Origin of the sequence: Accumulibacter sp., assembly GCF_036625275.1 — a bacterium.
Taxonomy (GTDB): domain Bacteria; phylum Pseudomonadota; class Gammaproteobacteria; order Burkholderiales; family Rhodocyclaceae; genus Accumulibacter.
This window is the reverse complement of sequence record NZ_JAZKUD010000009.1, coordinates 23,795-45,809: the sequence shown is the minus strand read 5'-3', so window position 1 is coordinate 45,809 and position 22,015 is coordinate 23,795. Positions and strand designations below refer to the sequence as shown.

General features: G+C 62.3%; 23 protein-coding genes. 7 read left to right on the top strand and 16 right to left on the bottom strand.

Annotation, left to right across the window (positions count from 1 at the left end):
• The first annotated feature begins 299 nt into the window (after positions 1-299).
• On the top strand, positions 300-884 hold the full coding sequence (locus tag V5B39_RS06165; RefSeq protein ID WP_332342044.1) for a hypothetical protein: 585 nt from the start codon (positions 300-302) through the stop codon (positions 882-884).
• 143 nt (positions 885-1,027) lie between these two features.
• Here the strand turns inward: V5B39_RS06165 and V5B39_RS06160 are convergent, their stop codons facing one another.
• The 4 genes from V5B39_RS06160 to V5B39_RS06145 all read right to left on the bottom strand — a co-directional run bounded on the left by V5B39_RS06160 (position 1,028) and on the right by V5B39_RS06145 (position 7,588).
• Positions 1,028-3,640 (bottom strand): DEAD/DEAH box helicase, encoded by a 2,613-nt coding sequence (locus tag V5B39_RS06160; RefSeq protein ID WP_332342043.1) that lies wholly within the window; start codon positions 3,638-3,640, stop codon positions 1,028-1,030.
• A gap of 136 nt (positions 3,641-3,776) precedes the next feature.
• Positions 3,777-3,998: a hypothetical protein gene (locus V5B39_RS06155; RefSeq protein WP_332342042.1), complete on the bottom strand. Its 222-nt coding sequence runs from the start codon at positions 3,996-3,998 to the stop codon at positions 3,777-3,779.
• Entirely contained in the window at positions 3,979-5,751 is a 1,773-nt protein-coding gene (locus V5B39_RS06150; RefSeq protein WP_332342041.1) for a site-specific DNA-methyltransferase, read from the bottom strand. Before V5B39_RS06150 ends, V5B39_RS06155 begins: the two co-directional genes overlap by 20 nt.
• Before the next feature lie 214 nt (positions 5,752-5,965).
• Positions 5,966-7,588, bottom strand: a complete 1,623-nt coding sequence (locus V5B39_RS06145) for an ABC-F family ATPase (protein WP_332342040.1) — start codon at positions 7,586-7,588, stop codon at positions 5,966-5,968.
• A 120-nt stretch (positions 7,589-7,708) separates the two neighbouring features.
• On the opposite strand from V5B39_RS06145, the gene V5B39_RS06140 reads away from it, so the two are divergent.
• The 3 genes from V5B39_RS06140 to V5B39_RS06130 are packed head-to-tail and all read left to right on the top strand — an operon-like array spanning position 7,709 to position 8,780.
• Complete coding sequence (locus tag V5B39_RS06140; protein ID WP_332342082.1) at positions 7,709-8,083, top strand: helix-turn-helix domain-containing protein; 375 nt, start codon at positions 7,709-7,711, stop codon at positions 8,081-8,083.
• Positions 8,084-8,101: 18 nt separating this feature from the next.
• The gene (locus tag V5B39_RS06135) at positions 8,102-8,377 is read left to right on the top strand and encodes a DUF2281 domain-containing protein (protein WP_332342039.1); all 276 of its coding nucleotides are present in this window, start codon (positions 8,102-8,104) and stop codon (positions 8,375-8,377) included.
• Positions 8,361-8,780, top strand: coding sequence for a putative toxin-antitoxin system toxin component, PIN family (locus tag V5B39_RS06130; RefSeq protein ID WP_332342038.1), 420 nt, complete (start codon positions 8,361-8,363; stop codon positions 8,778-8,780). The genes V5B39_RS06135 and V5B39_RS06130 overlap by 17 nt, the downstream gene beginning before the upstream one ends.
• 190 nt (positions 8,781-8,970) lie before the next feature.
• On the opposite strand, the gene V5B39_RS06125 is transcribed toward V5B39_RS06130, so the two are convergent.
• From V5B39_RS06125 to amrB, 11 genes are all read right to left on the bottom strand, one after another.
• Positions 8,971-9,591, bottom strand: coding sequence for a LysE family translocator (locus V5B39_RS06125; RefSeq protein WP_332342037.1), 621 nt, complete (start codon positions 9,589-9,591; stop codon positions 8,971-8,973).
• The gene (locus tag V5B39_RS06120; protein WP_332342036.1) at positions 9,584-10,108 is read right to left on the bottom strand and encodes an HD domain-containing protein; all 525 of its coding nucleotides are present in this window, start codon (positions 10,106-10,108) and stop codon (positions 9,584-9,586) included. The genes V5B39_RS06125 and V5B39_RS06120 overlap by 8 nt, the downstream gene beginning before the upstream one ends.
• 106 nt (positions 10,109-10,214) lie before the next feature.
• Positions 10,215-11,201, bottom strand: coding sequence for a sterol desaturase family protein (locus tag V5B39_RS06115; RefSeq protein ID WP_332342035.1), 987 nt, complete (start codon positions 11,199-11,201; stop codon positions 10,215-10,217).
• A complete protein-coding gene (locus V5B39_RS06110) occupies positions 11,198-11,941 on the bottom strand; it encodes a polysaccharide deacetylase family protein (protein ID WP_332342034.1) in 744 nt (247 codons plus the stop codon). The genes V5B39_RS06115 and V5B39_RS06110 overlap by 4 nt, the downstream gene beginning before the upstream one ends.
• Positions 11,938-12,924: a YncE family protein gene (locus V5B39_RS06105; protein ID WP_332342033.1), complete on the bottom strand. Its 987-nt coding sequence runs from the start codon at positions 12,922-12,924 to the stop codon at positions 11,938-11,940. Before V5B39_RS06105 ends, V5B39_RS06110 begins: the two co-directional genes overlap by 4 nt.
• Positions 12,925-13,012: 88 nt before the next feature.
• The gene (locus tag V5B39_RS06100) at positions 13,013-14,860 is read right to left on the bottom strand and encodes an Hsp70 family protein (protein WP_332342032.1); all 1,848 of its coding nucleotides are present in this window, start codon (positions 14,858-14,860) and stop codon (positions 13,013-13,015) included.
• Positions 14,857-15,417, bottom strand: a complete 561-nt coding sequence (locus V5B39_RS06095; protein WP_332342031.1) for a DUF2760 domain-containing protein — start codon at positions 15,415-15,417, stop codon at positions 14,857-14,859. The genes V5B39_RS06100 and V5B39_RS06095 overlap by 4 nt, the downstream gene beginning before the upstream one ends.
• Before the next feature lie 416 nt (positions 15,418-15,833).
• Positions 15,834-16,496, bottom strand: coding sequence for a hypothetical protein (locus V5B39_RS06090; RefSeq protein ID WP_332342030.1), 663 nt, complete (start codon positions 16,494-16,496; stop codon positions 15,834-15,836).
• On the bottom strand, positions 16,493-17,602 hold the full coding sequence (gene amrS, locus V5B39_RS06085) for an AmmeMemoRadiSam system radical SAM enzyme (protein WP_332342029.1): 1,110 nt from the start codon (positions 17,600-17,602) through the stop codon (positions 16,493-16,495). The genes V5B39_RS06090 and amrS overlap by 4 nt, the downstream gene beginning before the upstream one ends.
• Positions 17,587-18,135 (bottom strand): AmmeMemoRadiSam system protein A, encoded by a 549-nt coding sequence (gene amrA / locus V5B39_RS06080; protein WP_332342028.1) that lies wholly within the window; start codon positions 18,133-18,135, stop codon positions 17,587-17,589. Before amrA ends, amrS begins: the two co-directional genes overlap by 16 nt.
• Complete coding sequence (gene amrB, locus V5B39_RS06075) at positions 18,125-18,898, bottom strand: AmmeMemoRadiSam system protein B (protein ID WP_332342081.1); 774 nt, start codon at positions 18,896-18,898, stop codon at positions 18,125-18,127. Before amrB ends, amrA begins: the two co-directional genes overlap by 11 nt.
• Positions 18,899-19,080: 182 nt before the next feature.
• Between amrB and ispD the strand changes: the two genes are divergently transcribed.
• The 3 genes from ispD to V5B39_RS06060 are packed head-to-tail and all read left to right on the top strand — an operon-like array spanning position 19,081 to position 20,832.
• Positions 19,081-19,779, top strand: coding sequence for a 2-C-methyl-D-erythritol 4-phosphate cytidylyltransferase (gene ispD, locus V5B39_RS06070; RefSeq protein WP_332342027.1), 699 nt, complete (start codon positions 19,081-19,083; stop codon positions 19,777-19,779).
• Positions 19,776-20,255 (top strand): 2-C-methyl-D-erythritol 2,4-cyclodiphosphate synthase, encoded by a 480-nt coding sequence (ispF, locus tag V5B39_RS06065; protein ID WP_332342026.1) that lies wholly within the window; start codon positions 19,776-19,778, stop codon positions 20,253-20,255. The genes ispD and ispF overlap by 4 nt, the downstream gene beginning before the upstream one ends.
• A gap of 55 nt (positions 20,256-20,310) precedes the next feature.
• The gene (locus tag V5B39_RS06060; RefSeq protein WP_332342025.1) at positions 20,311-20,832 is read left to right on the top strand and encodes a hypothetical protein; all 522 of its coding nucleotides are present in this window, start codon (positions 20,311-20,313) and stop codon (positions 20,830-20,832) included.
• On the opposite strand, the gene V5B39_RS06055 is transcribed toward V5B39_RS06060, so the two are convergent.
• On the bottom strand, positions 20,829-21,884 hold the full coding sequence (locus V5B39_RS06055) for a transporter substrate-binding domain-containing protein (RefSeq protein WP_332342024.1): 1,056 nt from the start codon (positions 21,882-21,884) through the stop codon (positions 20,829-20,831). The two genes, V5B39_RS06060 and V5B39_RS06055, sit on opposite strands and share 4 nt — an antisense overlap.
• Positions 21,885-22,015 lie beyond the last annotated feature (131 nt).

The window sequence follows — 22,015 nt, the reverse complement described above, 5'->3', positions numbered from 1 at the left end:
GCGACTCACGAATCTCCCTCTCTCCACTCGCGTGAGAGGGTCGGAGGGTGAGAGGGGGAATTCGCAGAGACTGCTCTGCGCCCATCGAACGATTCCGGCGCGTGCCAGCCGGAATGCGCCCTGCAAGGGAGGGAAACGGTCATGACTTTGATGATCGGGGATGCCTGGAAAAGTCATGACCGTTAGCCAAGACGCGCTCGCGCCGATTATAGTGCACCCCTTGGTAGTCTGGCGGGCGCGCGTCGCTTGCCGCGAAGCCCACCGGTCGGTGGCATTCGGCTGCCGGACAGGAGGATGCAATGCGTGCTGGCAGATGGCTGGTGGTTTCATTGGGGATCAGTTGCGCGGCCTGGGCTGAGGTTCCGCCGCCGCAGCCGCAAACGCTCGAAGAGGCCGGCGCACAGCGGCAGCGGGCCGCGTCGATGCGCGCCGAGGCGGAACGTCGCCACGAGGCCGAGCAAAAGGATTGCCATACCCGGTTTCTGGTCAACGATTGTCTTGCAGCCGCCAAGAAGCGCTATACGGCAGCGATCATCGAAGCTCGCCGGCTCGATCAACCGGCTCGTGACTTCGAGCGCGAGGCGAAAAGGCAGGAAGTCGAGGCCAAGGAAGCACAGCGGCTCGCCGATCAGCCGCGCCGCGAAGCGGGGCAGCAGGAGAGCGCCGAGCGCTTTCGTGCCCAGGAGGCTGCGCAGGCCGCTACGCGCGAGCAGAAGCTGGTCGCCAAAGCGGCCAAGACCGAAGAAGGGCGCCGCAAAGAGGCGGCCAGGCAGGCCAAGAGACAGGCCAGAATCGAAAAACGGGCACAGCAGGATGCCGAGCGCGAGGCCAGGCAGGCCGCCAGGGACGCGGGCAAGTCAGCCGGCAAGGTCGCCGCCGACTGAGAGGTGGTGAATAAATCTGCTGCGCGAACGACCTGTGACGTTGCGCGCTCGTTTGCTCACTCCGCAGCTATCTATCTGATATGTCTCGTCGTTTACTGGCACCCTGCCTCCTAGCCTGCTCGCCACGATTTCTTTACCCCCTCTCAGAGGCACGGCAACCGCGTTTTCCAGTCGGGCATCAACACCAGTTCGCATGCAACGCTGGTTCCGTCCTCAATCACCAATTCAAGCTCTCCGATAGGTGAGGATGGTTCGATAGCGAACGCATCGCTCATCAGTTGCAATACGGCTTTCTTGTATTCGGTGTCGTCATTTCCGGCCAGATGCTTTCCCTTCATTTCAAGTACGGTCAAACGGTTGTGGGGGTCGCCACCTGGACCGCTGCCAAGCGAAGCAAAAATGAAATCAGGGTAGATTTTGTCGCGCCGCCACCCCTGCACTGCGTAGTTCGAGCGGGCAACGTTGCGATGCCACCATTTGAGGGCAGATTCGCCATCCAGATAGACGGCGATTTCCCGCTCGTCCTGACTCGAAAAGTCACCGCGATAGATGGGGGAAAACAGACTCTTTTCGACTGCAAGCTTCTCTGCAGTCGGCGGTTCAAATGTTTCCGTCTCGAAAGGCATGCGCCAGTTATGTCGGTCGGTGCGCAGGCGGAACTGGATTCGTCCGGCGGCGACCTCGGCACGAAAATGCGCTTCGGCACGTTGATTGCGCAGCGTGTCGAGCCACATGCGCAACTCTTCAACGATCAGCCCGGCGTGTTTCCCCAGCTGCTCCGGGGTGAAACCCCGATTCACCAGTCCGGTGCATAGGTCGCCGACAATCGTTCGCGCAATCCAGGCGTTCGGTACAAGGTCACTTATCATGCGGGTCGCATAGGTGGGGTCGAATACCTGTGGCTCCTGCGACGGCTCGCCGAACTCGGCGACGATCAGCTCGTCGCCCGAATCCGCCAGGCGAATCCGGCGCATCTGATGCTCGGATCTGGAAAGCTGGGTGGGAATTCGTTTGACCAAAGGCAATACGTCGATATCGGACCAGTCCAGCGCAAACAACACATCTGCTTCGTAATCGAGGAGGCGGACCTGGTCGTCCGTGACGCGCAGCACCAGTGGCAAATAGATTTCCGTACGGGCATGGTTCGGACGGCGCTGCACAGCGCGGGGTCCGGTTGAAGCATTGGGGTCGGAAGTTCGAATTTCCCTGACCAGATCGCCCATGCCGTCATCTTCCAGTCCCTGTTTGATGGCGGACACGACATCCGCCGTGTCCGCGTGGTGGGTAACGACATAGCTCTCATCGAGCGCAGCGATGCCGGTCTTTCTGGCGTATGGCTGACGCAGAATCCGGCCGACCAGTTGCGTCATGGCCGACAGATTGGCGCTGGCGGCGAGCACGCACAGCACATAGGCAAAGGGGCAATCCCACCCTTCCTGCAACGCCTGCTTGGTGATGATGACGCGCACCCGGTTGGTCGCGCTCATCAGGTCCTGGTTCTCGGGCGCGGCCAGATCGTTGGTGTCGGCCGTCTTGATCGCAATCTCCGCCTCGTCCAGTCCGCCGACATGGGTCAGCCATTCCTTGGCGTCGAGTGCGTGAACGTGCCCGCCGTCCCGCTGGTCGCTGCCGGTTCGCTCCACTTGCACCAGCAGAATCGGTCGAATGGTGATGCCGGTGTTGGCGTGCAGCGCCCGCGCCGAGGCATCCAGGTCGCGCAAGCGGCCCAGCGCGGCGGCCAGGGTCGATCGCCAGTCGCTTCCACTGCGCGGATCGAGGTTCAAGGGCATCTTGATCATGCCTTCCCGGTCCAGGTCGATGCCTTTGACCTCGACCAGCACATTGGCGCGACGACCCGGCTTCGGGTTTTTGCCGCCGGTCGGCGCAATGTCCTTCGGTGTCGCGGTCAGTTCAAGGACAAAACAGGGGTTGAAACCGTAGAGCGTTGAAAACGCCAGTTCGGACACCGCCTTGTGCCCTTCGTCCATGACCACGACCGGCCGAATCAGGCGCAGCGCATTGCCCAGCGAATCCTTCACCTGCGGCCATGGGTAGCTTGACCCGGCCAGATCGTAAATGTCGAGGTTGCGTGTCGCCGCAAGTGCCGCCGCGTGGGCTTGCTGCTCCCCTTCCGGCGGGAAGAACCCATGCACATCGCCCCGGTCACGGAACATCTTCAGCGAATCCTTGTTCTCGCGACTGCCCGCTTGCAGCATCAGCAACATCACGCACAGATGGCTTTCGACATCGCGTGCATCGAGCTGATCGGTCTTTTCCAGGAAGCGAACCGCGTTGCCCGACAACACATCGAGCATCTGCCGGTAGGGGTGCTGGCGGTCGGCCAGTTGCCGCCGAGTCTGTGCGTAGATGGCCTCGTTGGGAACGATCCAGAGTACAAAGCCCTTGTTGCGGCCGAGATAGCGGCCAAATATCTTCGACAGGGCGGCCACCGCCAGAAAGGTCTTGCCGCCGCCCGTGGGCACCTTGAAAACGATATTCGGCACCGCCCGGCCGATGCCGTCCTGCCGGATGGAATAGGGAACGGCGAGGCGGGAATCCGGCAGCTTGCCGCTGGCGCGCAGCGTCTCCCAGGTTTTCAGGGGGAAGTCGGGGACCGGGCGCATCAGGTCCGGGTCGGTCTCCCCCGCGTTGGCGGCCACGATCTTGTCCGCCTTCAGTTTCTGGCCGGACAATTCGGTCAGATAGTCCCCCAGCCGCGCCAGCACGCGGCCCTGGTAGTCGAGATCGCGCAACATTTGGTCACCAGCTCGTCAAGTCGGAAAGCAGCAGAATCTCGATGTCAAATCGGCGACGTCTCGGTTGCAAACCCATAGATCAGGACATTGGCGTCGAGATAAACGGTTTGTCCGGTGATCGTGTTCGGGAGCCACATCACCTGTCCCGTCTGAGTGGGTTGACGTAATCATTGACTTCCTCGAGATCACGGTAATGGGGAAATTGACCCAGCATTGTCGCGAAATCCTTGTTCACCTTGAAGGGGCGATGACGCACCAGGACCATGACTTCCGTGACGGTCCCCTCGGGTAAATCCGGCGTCGCCACATGCAGCGCATGATCGCTGCCGACCGTCGCCTCATAACGGATGGCTTGCATATCCGTCTCCTTGTCCTTTTCGCTCGACACGGTACAGCGCCCACGGCAGCGGCGCAAATTCGACCGGCAGGCACGCTTCGTCGAGCATCTTTTGCGAGACGAACTTCGCCGGCGCAAACACCAGATGTTTTTTGCCCGGCTTGCTTTCCGACAGGGCTTTGGCTTTGGCCAGCGTCAGCGCCGATTCGCGGGACTTGAGGAAGTCCAGTTCCGGCTTGTAGATCAGCCAGACATGGAATGCCGACGATTCGCCCAGATAACCGTGGCCGTCGTGTTCAAGCACCTTGGCGGGGTCGATGGCCTCGTTGGTCGCCATGTGAAAGAGCAGCGCGCCAAGCTGCGTAAAGCCCGGCAATGCGTCACCGGTCAGCAGGCGGTCCAGATCGACGGTCTTGCCCAGCGTGCAGTAGGTGAAACAGCCGCCCAGGCCTGCCACCCGCTCGGTAACTGCCTGCACGCCCTCGACCTGCAATTCGCCCGCCCGGACCTTCTTTTCGATCCGGTCGAAGCGATGGCCTTCGAGGTTTTCGATGCCGGCAATCTGGTCGAGCAGCTTGTCGGCCTTTTTCAGGTCGCTGAACGTGAGGGATTGTTGCAGCAGCGTTTCGCGCCGTGTCCCCTGAAAGGCATAGCCGTTGATCACTCGCCGGAGGCGTTCGGCGGTCAGCTTATCGGCGTAGTCTTCGCACTCGACCAGAATGAACTTGCGGTCGCCGCCGTCACGCTGGTTGGCGGCAAGCACCGCGTGCGCCGTGGTACCCGACCCGGCGAAAGAATCGAGAACGATGGAATATTCGGTCGTCGCCAGTTCGAGAATCCGGGTGAGTAGCGCGACTGGCTTGGGGGTTACGAATACGTCATCGGAACTGGCGAAGTCCAGAATCGAGAGCAGTTCCTTTTTCGCATCCTGGGTATGCCCGACTTCCGCGTATTCCCACAGGGTTTGCGGAACGCGGCCGGTTTTGACTTCAGACAAGAACCGCTTTAGCCGTGGCTGATTGTTTTTATTTTCACCCCACCAGATTCGACCATCGCAATCCAACTCTTCAAACTTGGTTTTCGATACTCGCCAATACATTCCTTTCGGGGGGGCTTCGACTACACGACCCGATGGACAAGTGATTGGGTAGGTACCTTCACCGTAGTAGTTGCGGGCCGAAAGGTCCCCAGATGTCCATGGGCCACGAGGATCATTATCGGGGTTTGTGAATCTCGCATCCATATCTTGGGTACGTTCCAGCAAGTTTGGACGCCATTCGTCCTTTCTTTTGGCATAGATCAGCAAGTAATCGTGATCTTCAGAGAAGAACTTTGCCGATGGTTTGGGGGAAAAGTTCTTGTGCCAAATGCACGTCGCGACGAAGTTCTGTTCGCCGAAGACCGCATCCAGCATCGCCCGCGCACGATGAATCTCGTTGTCGTCCAGCGTCACCCAGAGGCTGCCGGCCTCACCCAGCAGGTCATGCAGCAACCGCAAGCGCGGCCACATCATCGCGCACCATTTGTCGTGCCGCAGGCCGTCCTCGATTCCGACCGGGTTTTCACTCAGCCACTGCTGCATCATCGGGCTGTTCACGTTGTCGTTGTAGCGCCAGCCCTCGTTGCCGGTGTTGTACGGCGGGTCGATGAACACGCAATCGACCTTGCCGGCCACCATGGGCAGCAGCGACTTGAGGGCGTGCAGGTTGTCGCCGTGAATGATGAGATTGCCGTCGAGGCGCGGTTCGCCGATCGACCTTGCGGCATCGGGCACCAGGGGACGATGCGACACGGCCAGATGGTGGTTGAAGACGAATTCCTGGCCCTTGAAATTCAGTTCCGGCATGGCGCTCTCCGTGTTGTTCTGGTCGGGCGCACGGCATCGGCCGTTGGGCCGGGCAGCGGTCTACCCGATACCTCGTGGGCATGGATCAGAGGTGGCGAATTTACACTATTCGGCCTGCTCGCGATGATTTCTTCACCGCCTCTCAGGCGATGCCCTGGCTGGCAAGATACTCTTCGTAGTTGCCGAGGTAGCTGATCACCTTGCCGTCGATACGTACTTCGAGGATGCGGGTGGCGAGCGATGACACGAACTCGCGGTCATGCGAGACGAAAATCAAGGTTCCCTTGAACTTCTCGAGCGCAGTATTGAGCGACTCGATCGATTCCATGTCGAGATGGTTGGTGGGTTCGTCGAGGACCAGCACGTTCGGTCGCATGAGCATCAGTTTGCCGAAGATCATCCGTCCCTGCTCGCCACCCGAGATCACCCTGACCGCTTTCTGCACTTCGTTGCCCGAGAACAGCAGGCGTCCGAGCGTGCCGCGGACCAGCGTCGACAGGTCATCGCCGTCGCCGGCGCTGCTGCGTGCATAGCCAGTGATCCAGGCGGTCAGGCTGAGGTCGCTGTTGAATTCGTTGGCGTGATCCTGCGCATAGTAGCCGGGGCGGGCTTTTTCCGCCCATTTGATGCTGCCGCGCTGGGGTGACAACTCGCCCATCAGCAACTTCAGCAGGGTGGTCTTGCCGACGCCGTTTTCGCCGATGATGGCCAGACGGTCGCCGCCGTTGAGCGTCAGATCGAGCTTGTTGAAGATCTTTCGCTCGCTGTCGTGATAGCCGAAGCTCAGGTTCTGGATTTCGACGGCCTGCCGGTGCAGCTTTTCTTTCTCGTCGAACTCGAAGCGGATCCACGGGTACTGGCGCGATGAAGGTTTGACATCTTCCGGTTTCAGCTTGTCGATCAGCTTCAGGCGGGAAGTCGCCTGTTTGGCCTTGGATGCGTTGGCCGAGAAGCGGCGAACGAAATTCTGCAGTTCGGCGATGCGCTCCCTGGCCTTGGCGTTGGCGCTCTGCTGGCGCTCGCGGGCCTGTGTCGAGGCTTCCATGAAGTCGTCGTAGTTACCCGGATAGACGGAGATCTTGCCGTAATCCAGGTCGGCCATATGCGTACAGACCTGGTTGAGGAAGTGTCGATCATGGGAAATGATGATCATCGTGCTGTTGCGCTCGTTGATCGTGTTTTCCAGCCAGCGGATGGTGGCAATGTCGAGGTTGTTGGTCGGTTCATCGAGCAACAGGATGTCCGGGTCGGCAAACAGCGCCTGGATCAACAGGACGCGCAGCTTCCAGCCGGGAGCGACATCGCTCATCGGGCCAAAGTGCTGTGCGGCCGGGATGCCGACGCCCAGCAGCAGTTCGCCGGCGCGCGCTTCGGCCGTGTAGCCGCCATACTCGGCGAATCTGGCTTCGAGGTCGGCGGCGTGCATATAGTCTTCCTCGCTTGCCTCCGGGTTGGCGTAGATGGCGTCCTTTTCGAGCATGCAGGCCCACATCTGCTCGTGACCCATCATCACCACGTCGATCACACGCTGTGCTTCAAAGGCGAACTGGTCCTGGCGCAAATAGGCCATGCGTTCGTGCAGATCCTTCGAGATGTTGCCGGCAGTGGGTTCGAGTTCACCGGCCAGGATTTTCATGAAGGTCGATTTACCAGAGCCATTGGCGCCGATCAGCCCGTAGCGATAGCCCTCGCCGAACTTGATCGAAACGTTTTCAAAAAGGGGTTTGACCCCGAACTGCATGGTGATGTTGTTGGCGACGAGCACGAATAAACCTCGGTAAAATCATCAGGTTGCAAAAGGGCGATATTGTACCCCAGCGGCCGTCGATGCGCCTGTTCCGTCCGCATCGTTGCTCAGCAATATGCTTGAGTCTGTCAAGCATCAATACGCTACAATCAGGCATGGAAGCGTCGATGTCTCCAACAGCGGCTGTGCGAGCTACGCAAGCAGAAGAACCGGTCGCAAACCGAACTCGGGCACTTGGCCGAGTTGCACTACACGCACATCGGACGTTTCGAGCGCGGAACCTCGCGCCCCTCGGGCGACACGCTCAAACGCCTGGCTGATGCGCTCGGCGTGACGAGTGACTATCTACTCGACGGCGCCACCGACGAGGCGGCCAAGGCCAGATTCGAGGATCGGGAACTGTTGAAGCAGTTTCAGGAAGTCGAACAGTTGCCCGACGAGGACAAGAACGTGGTCAAGAAACTGCTCGCTGCGTTCCTGACCCAGAAGTACCTTCAGGCGCTGGCGCGCTGATGCTGGAGGAATGACGCGATGAACACGACTGTCGAACAAGCATTGATCTCGAAGATCAGAACGCTGTCGCCACAGCAGGTGGCAGAGGTGGAAGATTTTGTGGAGTTCCTGGCCGCCAAGGCTTCGCGGCGCGCGGCGCTCGACCGCCTGCTCACCATCGCGCCGGCTCTGGAAGCGGCCGGGGTGGCACCGATGAGCGAGGAAGAAATCGCCGCCGAGGTCAAGGCGGCGCGCGCCGAGCGGCGCGCCCGGGAGCAAGCCGCGAAGGGCGCCGCCAGTGCGGGTCGTCCTTGATACTAACGTGGTGATGTCGGCGCTGTTATGGCGCGGCACGCCGCATCAGCTTCTCGAAGCCATTCACCAGCGCCCGAGCGTGCAACTGTGCAGCAGCGCGGCGCTGCTCGAAGAACTGGCCAACGTGCTCACCCGGCCGTCGGTAACCAAGCACTTGGCGATCATCAGCAAGACGGCGCACGAGGTGCTGGCTGATTACGTCGACGCCGTCGAACTGGTCGAACCCTTGTCCGTTCCGCGCGTGGTGCCCGACGATCCCGATGACGATCAGGTGATCGCTGCCGCCCTCGCCGCGCACGCCGATCTCATCGTCTCCGGCGATTCTGACTTGCTGTCGATAGGCAACCATCAGGGCATGCCTATCGTCACGGCGGCCCAAGCGGCACAACGAATCGGCAGATAGACAAGGGCCGCATCGTGCGGCCCTTGTCTTTGCCGCCACCCGCGTGAGCCGGTAGGTGAGGCTTCTTAACGGTTATGCCAAATCAATCACAAAACCACGTAAAATCATCAGGTTGAAAAATGGCGATATTGTACACAGCGGCCGTCGAGGCGCCGTTGCTTCTGGCTTGGGGTGCGGCGGAGTCTGTTCTTCAGCGATTGTCGAGCGCCAGCTTGACACCGAAACCGAGCAGTGCGGTGCCTGCCAGGCGGGTTGCCAGCTTGCGTACCAGGGGTAGCGACCGCAGCCGGCGCGCGACCGCGTTGCCAAGCAGCACCAGGCCGGCCTGGTAGAGAAAACTGATCAGGGTCACGTGCGCGATCATCACCCCGAGCGTCAAGGCAGAAGCGTCGGCGCGCAGAAAGAGCGGGAAGAAGGCCACAAAGAAGAGTACCACCTTCGGGTTGGTGAGACCGACCGTGAAGGCTTGCCGGAAATACACCCAGGCGCTTTTTCTGGTCTCCGGGCTACTGTTGCAACTGCTGACCGGTTGGCGCAGCAGTTGCAGCCCCATCCAGCCCAGATAGGCGACGCCAAACCACTGCAGGCCCTGGAAAAGGGCGGGGTTTGCCTTCATCACGGCGGCCAGGCCAACAATCGCCGCGATCATATAGGCCATATCGCCGAGCAGTGTGCCGAGGACGGCTCCCAGGCCGGCGGTAATGCCGTTGCGCGCCGTGGCGTTGAGAATCGCCAGTGTGCCGGGACCGGGTATCAACTGGAAGACGAGAATCGCGGCGACGAAGCTCTCGTAGTTCTGGATTTCAAACACGGGTCGATTTCTTTGGCAGGATGAGAGATGAAACCTCCAGCAAGGCGTCGAGTTCTGCCCACAAAGGGTCACAGAGGCCGTCACGATAAGCGGCTTGCCGGAAGCACGGGTGCTCTTTACGGTAGACCTCCCACAGACGGTGCCGCTGGTCGGCGATGCAGCTCCTGACGTTAGCCAGGCGGTCGGCAGCCTTGACCACCAGGGCCAGTTCGGTGGCACCGCTGACCGTTGCCAGTCTGGCGTAGGTGCTGGCCTTGCGCTCGGCCCGGTTGGCACCGGGAGCGTCGGTCAGCAGGCTGACGCAGTCGGCAATCAGGGGCCCGAAGCGCTCGCGTATCTCGCTTTCGCTAATCTTTGTATCCTCGACCACATCGTGGAGATAGCCGACGATCTGGGCTTCGGCGCCGTAAGGCGACAACAGACCGACGACTGCTTCGAGATGGAAGGCGTATGGCCGGTCGCCGTACATCTGGCTACCGTGCGCAGTCAGCGCAAAAGAGCGGGCTTCATCGAGCATGGGCGGGTTTCATCATATGTCGCGGAGCGACTCACGACGCTCCCCTCTCCCCGAAGTGGGAGAGGGGTTGGGGGAGAGGGAAACGGTCATGGCGTCGTGGTCTTCGTCATTCGCGTTGGCGTTGTTCGCCATGACCGGCCGGGAAGAACGAGGCTGCAAGGGCGCACAATCCTTCCCACTGCTGTCGCCAGAAGCCACTCTGCGCAGCCGATTCCGGCAGCGGCCCTGGCCTGAGGCCGCAGGGTGGCATCGTCTGGCCGCGATACTGGGTGCCGAAGATTTGATCCCAGATGGGCAAAAGGATCGCGAAATTGCAGCCAAATCGGTATTGCCGGCCGGCCGGAAGGTCGATGGCATGATGCCAGCGATGATAGCGGGGGCTGACCAGCAGGAGTTCGCCAAAGCGTCCGAACGACAGCCAGGCATTGACATGCGACAGGTTTTCGATGGTCTTGACGACGATCAGCAGGCCAACGAAGTGACCCGGCGGGACGCCGACCAGCAGTGCAACGATGGAGAACCAAGCACCGCCTACCAGGTCGTCGAGGAGATGGTTGCGGCTGTCCGTCCACAGCGTCATCTGGCGCTGGCTGTGGTGAATCGCGTGCAGTGCCCACCACCAGCGGAAGGTGTGCGAAAGGCGATGGCGCCAGTATTCGGTAAAGTCCAGGATGCACAGATAGATCAGGAAACCGAGCAATGGCCTGGCTTCCAGGGCGGGGAACAGATCCTCGAGTTGCGGCGGGATGATGTCGTTGAAGCGTAACCAGCCTTCGAAGCTGGCGAACAGCGGGGCCAGCAGGGCGAAAACGAGCAGCGGAACGACTCCCAGGCGATCCAGAAAGGAATACAGGACGTCCACCCGCACCGTCTTGCGGTCCGGCCAGACCTCGATCGGTCGCAGCGCCTCCAGGGGGCGCAGCAGCAGGAAAGCAGCGGTGATCTGCAATACCCCGCAGAGAAAGAATTCGATGCCGTCGAAAGCCATTTCCAGATAGCTGCCCATGCCCGTGGCCAGCAGCACGGGTTGCAGCAGATGCGTCAATAGCCAGCCCTGCAGTTCGACAAACGCTTCGATGCCGGCGTTGATCATGATGCCCGCCGCGTGGCAAAACAGAAGCCCTTGTTCTTGAGGCCGAAGATCAGGGGGTCCAGCATCGGTGCAAAAGGATCCTTGCGCGACCAGATGCCGAGGTGGGCCATGACGATGTCGCCGTTCTTGAGACGGTCAAGGGCGCGCTGCAGCAACACCGGGTTGGGGTAGGTGTCGGAAGGCAGCTCATCGCCGAGAAAGCCCGCCGGCGCCCAGCCGACATGCTGGTAGCCACAGGCTCGTGCGGCGGATAGCGTGTTCGGTGTGGTACGGCCTCCCGGAGCACGCCAGAGAGGGTCGAGTCGACGCCCGGTGAGTTCCTGGAAACGCTGATCGGGATCTTGCAATTCCTTGCAGATGGCGCGCGCATCGAGGTTCTCGGTGCGGCCATCCGGCAGCCGGTAGCGCACCTGTTCGCCGCTGTCGGCACGAAAACTTCCGTGTCGCCAGGTGTGGCTGCCGAAGGCGTGGCCTTCGGCGACGCGTGCCTGCCAGTAGGGTGCCCAACTGGCATCGAGGGCGTGATCGCCACGGCTGGTGGTTTCCTGCGCCAGAAAGAAGGTCGCCTTGACCCCGTGCCTGGCCAGGGTCTCGGCGATCAATTCGGCATGGCGCATATTGCCGGTGTCAAAGGTCAGGTAGAGCGTCCCCTTGCACGCATCGGCATGTGCGGCAGGAATGGTCAGTGCCGGCAGGGTTGTTAGCAGGACCGGAAGCAGGCGGCGAAGGTCAGGTTTCATCTCAGGCCGGCGTGGTTGGTAAAGAAAACACCGTGCGGCGAACTGCCGACCGCGATCGACTGTTTGATTTTCTTGGTGACCAGATCGAGAACCTGCACTTTGCGGGCGAAGCGTGCGGTTGTCCAGAGTTCCTTGCCGTCGGCGCGGACGATCATGTCGTCTGGTCCGCCAGGGACCTCGTATTTTTCCACCACCGTCATCGTCTGCGTATCGAGCAGCGAAATGCTGCCGTCGATCGTACGGTTGGAAACATAGTAATGACGTCCATCGCCCTTGGGCTGCAGATTGTGGGCCGCGGTGCCGGTGGCGATCTTCATCACGCTCTTGCGAGTGCGCCATTCGATGACCTCGACGACGCCTGCGCCCATGCAGGCCACCAGGAGATGACGGTTGTCGGGGGCCATCATGATCCCGGCCGGCGTCGCGGCGACCGGGATGACCCAGGCGATGGTCTGCGTGCCGAGGCTGATGGCCATGATTTCGTTGGAGTCCTGGAGGGTCACAAAGACAAACTGGCTATCGTTGTCGAAAGCCATGTGCGACGGTGTTTTCGGCGCGGGCAGGCGGGCGACCAGTTGGAAGTCGTTGGGGTTGTAGAGGTCGACGCGGTCAAGTCGCAAGGAGGTGGCGACAAACCATTTGCGATTCGGCGAAAAGCCCAGTTGATAGGGGTCCGAGATGTTGCGGATGCGTTTCTGCTCCTGACCGGTGTTCGGGTCGAAGAAGACCAGTTGGTTGGAAGCGGCACAGGCCACAATCAGCGACTTGTCATCAGGAGTCGGCATCAGGTGGTGCGGCTCCTTGCAGACGGCTACCTTGCCAGTGACCTGATAGGTTTCGGTATCGATCAGGCTGAGCGTGCCATCTGCCGAATTGAGGGCGATCGCCAGCCCGGCATGCGCAGTGATGGCCGGGCACAGCAGTGGAACAATCAGTAGCCATCCGGCAAGACGGCGGAGGGAGTTGACGAGGCAGGGGATCATCGCGAGTACAAGGAGAGCAAAGAATTCCGCCAAGTATAAGGCCCTTCGCCTTCGTTCAGATCATGTGCGACAGGCTATTCATCCGCACTCAGTCGCTGGCGCCGGCGCGCACGTCGAACTCGACTTTCCAGTGCTGCGGGCCGTCGTGCGGCAGTGCTTCGAGTTCAAGCGTGCCGGCTTCGGTGACGCGCGCATGCAGCCTGACGCGTACCACCTCGCCGGCGGCACGGCCTTCGCCCGGCAGCGTGGTCTGGATTTCGTCGAGTTCCTGAAGTTCTTCGGGTTGCCAATCGTCGAGCAGGGTGCCCACCTGGTCCTGACGGCGAACCGAAGAGCCGAAGAAGCGAAAGCGCACCTGTTCGCCGACGACCAGGCCGAATTCCTGCTCCGACAGGGCGGCCTCGCTACCTTCCTCCATGCCGAACGGCGCCAGGCACAGCGCCTGTACCGGCGGCTGCAGGCCGGGCACGGCGGGCATCACCGATTCGACCGCGACATAGTACGCCTGCGCCGTGCCGCCACGGATGCGCACGCCCTGGCCACGCCGGACGTAGCCGTAATAGGCGGCACCGCGCGCAACGGCGAGGTCAAGGTCGGCGCCTTCGAGCAGGCGTGCGGCCGGAGCAGCCTCGGCGCCGAGCCAGGAATTGACCGTCGCCAGGGTGCGCTCGGCGAGCAGTTCGGATTTGAAGACGCCGCCGTTGAAGAGCACGGCGGTCGGATGCAGAAAGGTCGCGTCTTCGGGCAATTTGCCGGCAAACCCTTCGAGATCGGCGGTTGCGGCGACCTGACGGGCGAGAAAAGCGGCCAGGTGACGAGTGACGGCGGCGTCCTGTGCATAGGGCAGGCCGAGCTGCGTCAGACCGCCACGCCCACGACCCTGCGGGCGATCGGCAATGGCCGCGGGCGGGAAGAAACCTTCGAGCAGTGTCGCGCTGAGTTCTGTACGCGTCAGTTCGCTGCGGATCGATCCGCCGATCAGCTTGGCACCGCGACTGGCGATTACCAGCGGCACGGCAGCCAGATCGGGATCGCTGAGCAGCGTTTCCTTGGCACCCCGGCAGGCGTGCGTCAGCGTCCGCAGTTGCCAGGCGTCGAGTTTGCTGTCCTGCGCGGCCAGCTTGCCGGCGACGGCATAGGCGAGCGCCAGGTCCATGTTGTCACCGCCGAGCAGGATGTGCTCGCCAACGGCGACGCGATGCAGTTCGAGGTTGCCTTCGCGTTCGAGCACGGCGATCAGCGAGAAGTCGCTGGTGCCGCCGCCGACATCGACGACCAGGATGATGTCGCCGGGTCGTACCTGTTTGCGCCAGCCGCCGGCGCTCTGCTGAATCCAGCTATAGAGCGCGGCTTGCGGTTCTTCGAGCAGGGTCATGCGCTCGCAGCCGGCGGCGCGCGCCGCTTCGGCAGTCAGTTCGCGGGCCGCCGGGTCGAAGGAGGCGGGAATCGTGACGACGATCTCCTGCTCGACGAAAGGAGCCTCCGGCTGCGCCTGATCCCAGGCAGCGCGCAGATGACCGAGATAGCGCAGCGAGGCTTCGAGTGGCGACAGGCGCGCCACTTCCGGCGGCGCGTCGTTGGGCAGGATCGCTGCGCGCCGATCGACGCCGGCGTGGCAGAGCCAGCTCTTGGCGCTCGACACCAGGCGGATCGGCGTTGCTGCACCGCGGCTGCGCGCCATTTCACCGACCGCATGGTCCAGTTCGTCGGTCCATGGTAGGTTCAGATCGCCGGCGGCGAGTTCGCTCGGGTGCGGCAGGTAGATGAACGACGGCAGCAGGCCGAGCGCCTCGACCGAGCCGGGGGCGGTCAACTGCGGCACCTGTAGCACTTCCTGCACGACCTGTTCGCCATCGCAGGCGCCGATATCGACGTAGGAGAGGGCGCAGTGCGTGGTGCCCAGATCGATGCCGATCGAAAATTTTGGTTCGTTCATAGTTCCACCTCCGCGGGGGCAACGATGTTCAGTTGATGACTACCGCTCAGCCTGGGCAGGCGGGTTTCAACCACTCGCCAGCCGCGGTGAGTGATGCTGCCGTGGAAGGGCGGCTGGCCGACGACGTTGCCGGTGACGCGAATCGCCGCCGCGTCGAAGCCTACCGGCAGCGTGATCCGGCTGCCTTCGGCTTCATCGCGGATCGGGCTGATCGTGAAGTTGTCGTGCAGCACCTTGCGACAGCCTTCATGCACGACGCGCACCGCGGCGCCGATGTCGGCGTCGGCATAGGCAGCGACATCCTCCTGAATGAAGTCGATGAAGCGCGCCTCGCGTTGCAGCAGGCCAAGGAGTTGCAGCGCGCCGTCGGGAGCGGCTTCCCGGAGCGGCACGACGACCGGTTTGGGGGTCGGCGCCGGTGCCGATGGTTCGGCGCGCTGTTCTCCAGAGCGCAGCGCCTGAACACGCGCGGCAAACTGGCCATCGGAAAGAATCGAGAAAAAGGTGCCAAAGGCAAGGGAAATCCTGCTCAACAAGGAAGGATTGGCTGGTTTCATAAAATGGTCCTGGTGGTCTGCCGCTGCAGCGGCTCGGTAAGGGGCTGCAAGACTCCGCCGCGGCTGGCAGGCAAACGCCGCGCCGGGTCTTCTTCGAAGAGGGGCAATCGCTTGCTGGTTTGCGCATGCTGGCCATCGCCGGGGTGTAAGAGCATACCAGTCGAAGGGTACCTAACGATCATGACTTTTCCAGGCACCTCCCGATCATGAAAGTCATAATTGTTTCCCCCTCACGCGAGTGGGGAGGGGAAATGCGAAATGAAGGCGGGATGCCGAGTCGGTGCTGGCCCTTCCGGTAAGTCTGTTGCAGTGCAATATATACGATTTTTTCGTTTCCGGGTAGCGCCGGGCCGGATCTGATTGGTCGGATGACGCGCCGCAGGCTGATCCGCCCGGCAAGGCCGACCGTCGCTTGCTCAGATTCGTGTGGGCAGGTGCTGGACAAACCAGAGCGTCGTCTCGCGGGCGACGGCCCCGAGAGCGGCGGCCGAATCGGGCGACACGGATGGCAGCCGTTTCAGTTCCTGGAGGCAGCTCAACTCGTGCAGGGCGCGCTGATTGCTTGCCGTCACGCGCTCGTCGTCCTCGCCGACGAGAACCAGTAGGGGCGCGCTGAGCGAGCGCAGGTAGAGCATGCCGGCCAGATCGATCAAGCCACCGCGGCAGACGATGGCAAAGATGTCATGGTCGCGCAGGGCAGCCACGCGCAGCGCCACCGGCGAACAGTCGCCAGCGGCGCAGAGGCCGATCGGCAGCGTCGGCAATTCACCGAGCAGCATCCGTTGCTTGATCAGTGCCAGCGCATCGAGCAGGCGTCTGGCGAGCAGCGAGACGTTGTGGTGAATGTCGGCGAAGCGTTCTTCAGCGTGCGTCAGCAGGTCGAGTGTCAGCGTGCCGATGCCTGCGTGCTGAAGGACCACGGCGAGCGCGTCGTCGCGCGCCTCGGGATGTTTGCCGGCATGCATCAGCACGACCAGTGCCGAGAAGCGTGCCGGCAGGGTCAGCAAGCCTTGCAGCGAGGCCTGCCCGGTGGGGATGGCGATCGGCGTGTCACCCGGAAGATGGATCGCTTCGTTCACCGCCGCTCCAGCCGCACTGGCACGCGACGTGGTCCGAAAGGCTTGCCGAAACGGGTGAAGTGGCCGGCAATCAGCGTTCCGCAGTGGGGACAACGGCCATCGGCTGGCAGGTCGTCATGCCGGATGGTGTACCAGTCGCGCTCGATCAGGGCGGCCTGACAAGAGGGGCAGAAGGTCGTCCCGCCTTCGCTGTCGTGCACATTGCCGGTGTACACGTAGTACAGGCCGGCGTCGAGGGCGATGCGCCGCGCCTGAGTCAGCGTCGACGGCGGGGTCCGGGGCAGGTCGCTCATTTTCCAGTCGGGATGGAAGGCGGTGAAGTGCAGCGGGACTTCCGGCCCCAGTTCGCGTGCCACCCAGTCGGCGAGCGCCTTGATTTCGCCGGTGGAATCGTTCCTGCCCGGAATCAGCAGCGTGGTGATTTCGAGCCAGCACTTCGTTTCGTGATGAATGTAGGCAAGGGTATCGAGTACCGGTTGCAGGTGGCCACCGCAGAGTCTGAAGTAGAAATCATCGGTGAAGGCCTTGAGATCGACATTGGCGGCGTCCAGCACGGCGTAGAACTCGCGCGCCGGTTCGGGATGGATGTAGCCGGCAGTGACGGCCACCGTTCTGACATCGCGTTCATGGCAGGCACGCGCAGTGTCGATCGCGTATTCGGCGAAGATCACCGGGTCGTTGTAGGTGAAGGCCACCGACTGAGCCCCGTAGGCGACTGCGGCGGCGGCGATGCCCTCGGGGGTCGCGGCGTCGAGCAGGCGGTCCATGTCTTTCGACTTCGAGATGTCCCAGTTCTGGCAGAACTTGCAGGCGAGATTGCAACCGGCGGTGCCGAAGGAGAGGATCGACGAGCCGGGATGGAAGTGGTTGAGCGGCTTTTTCTCGATCGGATCGATGCAGAAACCCGACGAACGCCCGTAGGTGGTCAGCACCATCTGTCCGCCGAGGTTCTGGCGAACGAAGCAGGCGCCGCGCTGACCCTCATGCAGCCTACAGTCACGCGGACAGAGGTCGCACTGAATGCGTTCGTCTTCGATGGCGTGCCACCAGCGACCCGGATGGACCGATTCCGGCACCTTGGGGGAATGGTCTAGTTCTCTTTCCATTTTCGGACTCCATAACGCGCGAGGATGAGCTGCTCGTGCCAGAAGTCGGCGGGCAGCCCGGCCTTGAGTTTCAGTTGCGCCAGGAACTGGCGTGGCTCGGGGAGCGATTCCCAGACCTGCGGCAGGAAGGTCGCGCGCCGCCTGCCGTAACTGACGATCAGGCCGTCGATGCCGGGCCGCAGACGCGCCAGCGCGTCGGCTTCATCGGCGACGGCGAAGGGCTCGGGCGGCGTCAGTAGCGAGACCTCGACGTGCGTGCGGGCAAACTCCGCCGGACTCAAAGGCGCAAAGCGTGTATCACGAAAGGCCGCGGCGACGGCGTTTTCAGCGACGTCGGTGGCGAGCGGCCGGTGTGCTTCGAGGCTGCCGATGCAACCGCGCAGCTGACCATCCTGGGTGAGCGTGACGAAAGTCGCTGCCGGTTCGGCCAGTTCCGGGAGCGGATCGACGGGCTGCGCGGCGAGTCCGAAACGCTTGGCGATGGCGTTGCGGGCGATCGACAGCAAAGCGCTGCCCAGGGTGTCAGTGGGCATGTTCAGTCTCCGCGCTGAAGCAAAAGGCGCCGTAACCGACGACACGCGAGCGGTCGCCGGCGGTGTCGCCGGAATTGCGCAGGTCGATCAGTCTGGCCTGCAGTCCGTGCCGGCGTGCGGCCAGCAACAGACCATTGACCGGTGTCGCGCCACACGCTTGTTGGTGGTCGAGGTGTGCATCGAGTGCGACGATGTGGCGCGCGGTGTTGCTGTCGGTCTCGCGGGCCAGCGCGTAGGGCAGGTAGTGCGAAAGATCGGAGCTGATCACGATCAGCGTCTCGTCTCCTCCCCACAGGCATTCGAGCACTTCAGCCACCTCTTCAGCCGAAGCGCGGCCGACTGCGAGCGGCAGCAGCGTGAACCCGGAAAGCACCGTCTGCAGGAAAGGAAGCTGCACCTCCAGCGAGTGTTCGAGGGCATGCGCGGCGTCGCTGACGATGACCTGCGGCAATGGCTCGATGCTGACCATGGCTTCCTGGTCGAGCTGGACGACGCCGAGCGGTGTGGCGAAGGCGCGGGAGGAGGGCAGCGCCAGCCCCTCGACCGCGACCCGATGGGTGGGTCCGAGCAGGATCACGCGGCGAATGCGCTCGCGCAGGTCCGCGAGCGGCGCATAGACGCTGGCCGCGATCGGGCCCGAATAGACATAGCCGGCATGGGGGGCGATGATCGCCTTCGGGCGGATACCGGGTGCCGGCGGCGGGTGGCTCAGCATTTGCCGGAGGTCGCGCGCCAGAGCCGAAGGGGAGCCGGGATAGAACATGCCGGCGACTGCGGCTGGACGGATTGGCTGGGTTGAGTGCGTCACGTGCTTGCTCCTCGATGAAAGGCGGCTCGACCAGAGGGCCGCGGTGACCACGGAACGGGTGTGGCAGTGATCGTCTGGCCGTAACACTGCGGATTCATTTCGCCATCCCTGTGCAGATAACTGGTTAAAATTACGCCATGCCGAACTACTATGCAATCGTCCCCGCCGCCGGATCAGGATCGCGCTTTGGCGGCGAGACGCCCAAACAATATCAGATGCTTGCCGGCCAACCATTGATCTATCACAGTCTCGCAGCCCTTTGTCGCCATCCGCGCATCGAGCGTGTCTGGGTAGTGCTGTCGCCAGAGGATAGATGGTGGCGGCAGCATGATTGGACAAGCCTGGGTCATAAACTCGAAACCATTTTCTGTGGCGGCGCGACACGATCCGCCAGCGTCCGCAATGGCCTCGACGCTGCGGCGACGGCGGCCGACGACGAAGACTGGGTGCTGGTGCATGACGCTGCGCGCCCCTGTCTTGCGCAGGCGATGCTGACGGTCCTTTGCGACGAACTTGCTGACGATCCCATCGGCGGTCTGCTTGCGGTGCCGGTGGCGGACACGCTGAAACGCGCCGACGCCGAGCGACGTGTGGCCGGTACCGAGCCACGCGACGGCCTGTGGCAGGCGCAGACGCCGCAGATGTTTCGTTATGGCCTGTTGACCCGGGTCCTGGTCGAACCGCTCGCCGGCACCGATGAGGCGTCGGCCGTCGAGGCCGCCGGTTTCAGGCCGAAGCTGGTGCAGGGTGACGCCAGCAACCTCAAGGTCACCTATCCGGTCGATCTGCGACTGGCGGAACTGATCCTGTTGGCGAACATACAGGCGGGCCAGTGATCCGCATCGGACAAGGTTGTGATATCCATGCGCTGGTTCCGGGACGCAAGCTGATCCTCGGCGGCGTCGACATTCCGCATGCCTGCGGCCTGCTCGGCCATTCCGACGCGGATGCGCTGCTGCACGCGATCACCGACGCCTTGCTCGGCGCCGCTGCGCTGGGTGACATCGGTCGTCATTTTCCCGACACCGATGCCCGCTATCAGGGTGCCGACAGTCGGCAGTTACTGCGCGCGACGCTGGCGCTGCTGACGCAGGCCGGCTGGCAAGTCGGCAATGTCGACGCGACGATCCTCGCAGAGCAGCCGAAGATGGCGCCGCACCTGCCGCAGATGGTCGCCAACATCGCTGCCGACCTGCGGTTGCCTGCAGGCTGTGTCAACGTCAAGGCCAAGACCGCCGAACGGCTGGGCTTTGTCGGCCGCGGCGAAGGTATCGCGACCGAGGCGGTGGTGCTGATCTGCCGGGGGGCTTGAGCGCTATCAACCCGTCCTGGACGGTGCACAAGAGTCTGGCACATGGAGTCTTGCCGTGAGGCATCCCCCTCCATCGGATGGCGACGCATACCACCATCGCTTGCCCGAGGCTTCAGTTGCCGAAAGGCGTCAGATGTTCGATCTGCCGCCGTTGCGCTTCGAGGTCACGGAGCCTTTGGTTCTGGCTGCGCAGTGCGCCTGCGGCAAGATTGGCCTCGGCGAGTTTCCTCCCGGCATGTCTGCGCCGGTGCAATACGATTCTGCGGCCATGGCGGCTGCGATTCATCTCACGCACTACCCCATGATGCCGGGGCAATGCACGGCGGCGTTGAGGGGCGATTTCTTTGGCCTGCCAATGGCTGAGGCGATGGTGCTGACCTACGTTTTCGAAGTACCCGGACCAACCTGGGCCGGCGGCATGATCGACCTGCCGGTGACGGCCTGTCACGAGGTCAACGAACGGGGCAGTCCATTACCCATGCCACGCATCGCAATCTGGCGCTTCGCCACTGATCACAACGTCCCCTTCACCCACAGCCGGACAAGCCGTTCGCATGGCCAAGGTTATTCACGTTAATTCGTACCAAACCATTTTTCGTAAATCCTCTGATACGTTCCATTCTCGCGCAGGATCAGCAAAGTACCGTTGACCTTCTTGCGCAACCGGCTGTCCTGCGGGAACACGAAACCCACATCATTCTTGTTGAACTCCGGGCCAACCATCGTCACCAGGCCCTTTCCCTCGTGAGTCGCATAATAACGCTGGCCTGCGGTGCCCAGAACTACAGCATCAACCTTCCGGTCCAGCAGGGCTTGATACATCCCTGCGGTTTCATGAAACTCCTGCACGACCGCGTTCTGTTCCTTGAGATAGGCCACTGCAGAACCGCCCAAGAGCGTGGCAACGCGCTTTCCGGGCAAGTCCTCCGGTCCGTTGATCGGGCCGCGGATTTGCTGCACGGTCAATGTCGCAGTCAGTTGCGCGGTATAGAGCGCGACGAAACTGATGCCGACAAACATCCAGAGTACGGAAAACGTTCGCGCGAGCCACTGGCGTGGCATTTGTTCCGCCTGCGTCAGGAGGGTCGAAGCCGCCCAATACATGGCACATAAAATGCCGGGGAAGTAGCGGTCTGTCGGAATCATCCCGTCCTGGTAGCGACGCTCGACGATCCAGACCACATGGCCGGCGGTTACGACGAACAGCAGGGCGACACCGAGCCAGGCAAGGGTCGTTTGCGAAAACAACAAGTCCAGCATGTTTTGCAGCGGTGAGGAGGGCACGGCCTCTCTGGTACCACGTACCATGATCTGCAGGCCCGTGTTCAGGATCGGATACGAAAAATCGAACTCGCGGTCGCGGTCGGATGTGTAAAACAGGCCGGAGACTGCAATGTCTGCCTGTCCCGCGCGCAAAGAATCGAGCACGGCCTTCACGTCGGGCGTCATCTGATAATCCGTCTGCACACCCAGGCGCGCCGTGATCTCCTTCCAGAGTTCGATGCTGAAGCCGGTAAGCTCCGCGTCATGCTCCATGACAAAGGGCGGCAGAATGAAGGTAGCCACTCGCAGTGGCGGATTCCCGCCCTGCGCCAAGGCCGAGCAACACAACAGCATCGTCAGCGACAACCAGGCGACCAGGCGCCTAAGCCTTATCCGAGCGAGACACCCGCCTCCCGATGTCACCGCAAGACGGGAGGCGCAGATCTTGCCGGAGAGCGTAGAACTCCGGCCACGCCCGCTGAACGTGGAGTCGCAAA

Excerpts from the sequence above, each read along its gene's own strand:
- V5B39_RS06165 (WP_332342044.1), top strand. The coding sequence starts at position 300 with ATGCGTGCTGGCAGATGGCTGGTGGTTTCATTGGGGATCAGTTGCGCG.
- V5B39_RS06160 (WP_332342043.1), bottom strand. The coding sequence starts at position 3,640 with ATGTTGCGCGATCTCGACTACCAGGGCCGCGTGCTGGCGCGGCTGGGG.
- V5B39_RS06155 (WP_332342042.1), bottom strand. The coding sequence starts at position 3,998 with ATGCAAGCCATCCGTTATGAGGCGACGGTCGGCAGCGATCATGCGCTG.
- V5B39_RS06135 (WP_332342039.1), top strand. The coding sequence starts at position 8,102 with ATGAACACGACTGTCGAACAAGCATTGATCTCGAAGATCAGAACGCTG.
- V5B39_RS06120 (WP_332342036.1), bottom strand. The coding sequence starts at position 10,108 with ATGCTCGATGAAGCCCGCTCTTTTGCGCTGACTGCGCACGGTAGCCAG.
- V5B39_RS06115 (WP_332342035.1), bottom strand. The coding sequence starts at position 11,201 with ATGATCAACGCCGGCATCGAAGCGTTTGTCGAACTGCAGGGCTGGCTA.
- V5B39_RS06110 (WP_332342034.1), bottom strand. The coding sequence starts at position 11,941 with ATGAAACCTGACCTTCGCCGCCTGCTTCCGGTCCTGCTAACAACCCTG.
- V5B39_RS06105 (WP_332342033.1), bottom strand. The coding sequence starts at position 12,924 with ATGATCCCCTGCCTCGTCAACTCCCTCCGCCGTCTTGCCGGATGGCTA.
- V5B39_RS06100 (WP_332342032.1), bottom strand. The coding sequence starts at position 14,860 with ATGAACGAACCAAAATTTTCGATCGGCATCGATCTGGGCACCACGCAC.
- V5B39_RS06095 (WP_332342031.1), bottom strand. The coding sequence starts at position 15,417 with ATGAAACCAGCCAATCCTTCCTTGTTGAGCAGGATTTCCCTTGCCTTT.
- amrS (WP_332342029.1), bottom strand. The coding sequence starts at position 17,602 with ATGGAAAGAGAACTAGACCATTCCCCCAAGGTGCCGGAATCGGTCCAT.
- amrA (WP_332342028.1), bottom strand. The coding sequence starts at position 18,135 with ATGCCCACTGACACCCTGGGCAGCGCTTTGCTGTCGATCGCCCGCAAC.
- amrB (WP_332342081.1), bottom strand. The coding sequence starts at position 18,898 with ATGTTCTATCCCGGCTCCCCTTCGGCTCTGGCGCGCGACCTCCGGCAA.
- ispD (WP_332342027.1), top strand. The coding sequence starts at position 19,081 with ATGCCGAACTACTATGCAATCGTCCCCGCCGCCGGATCAGGATCGCGC.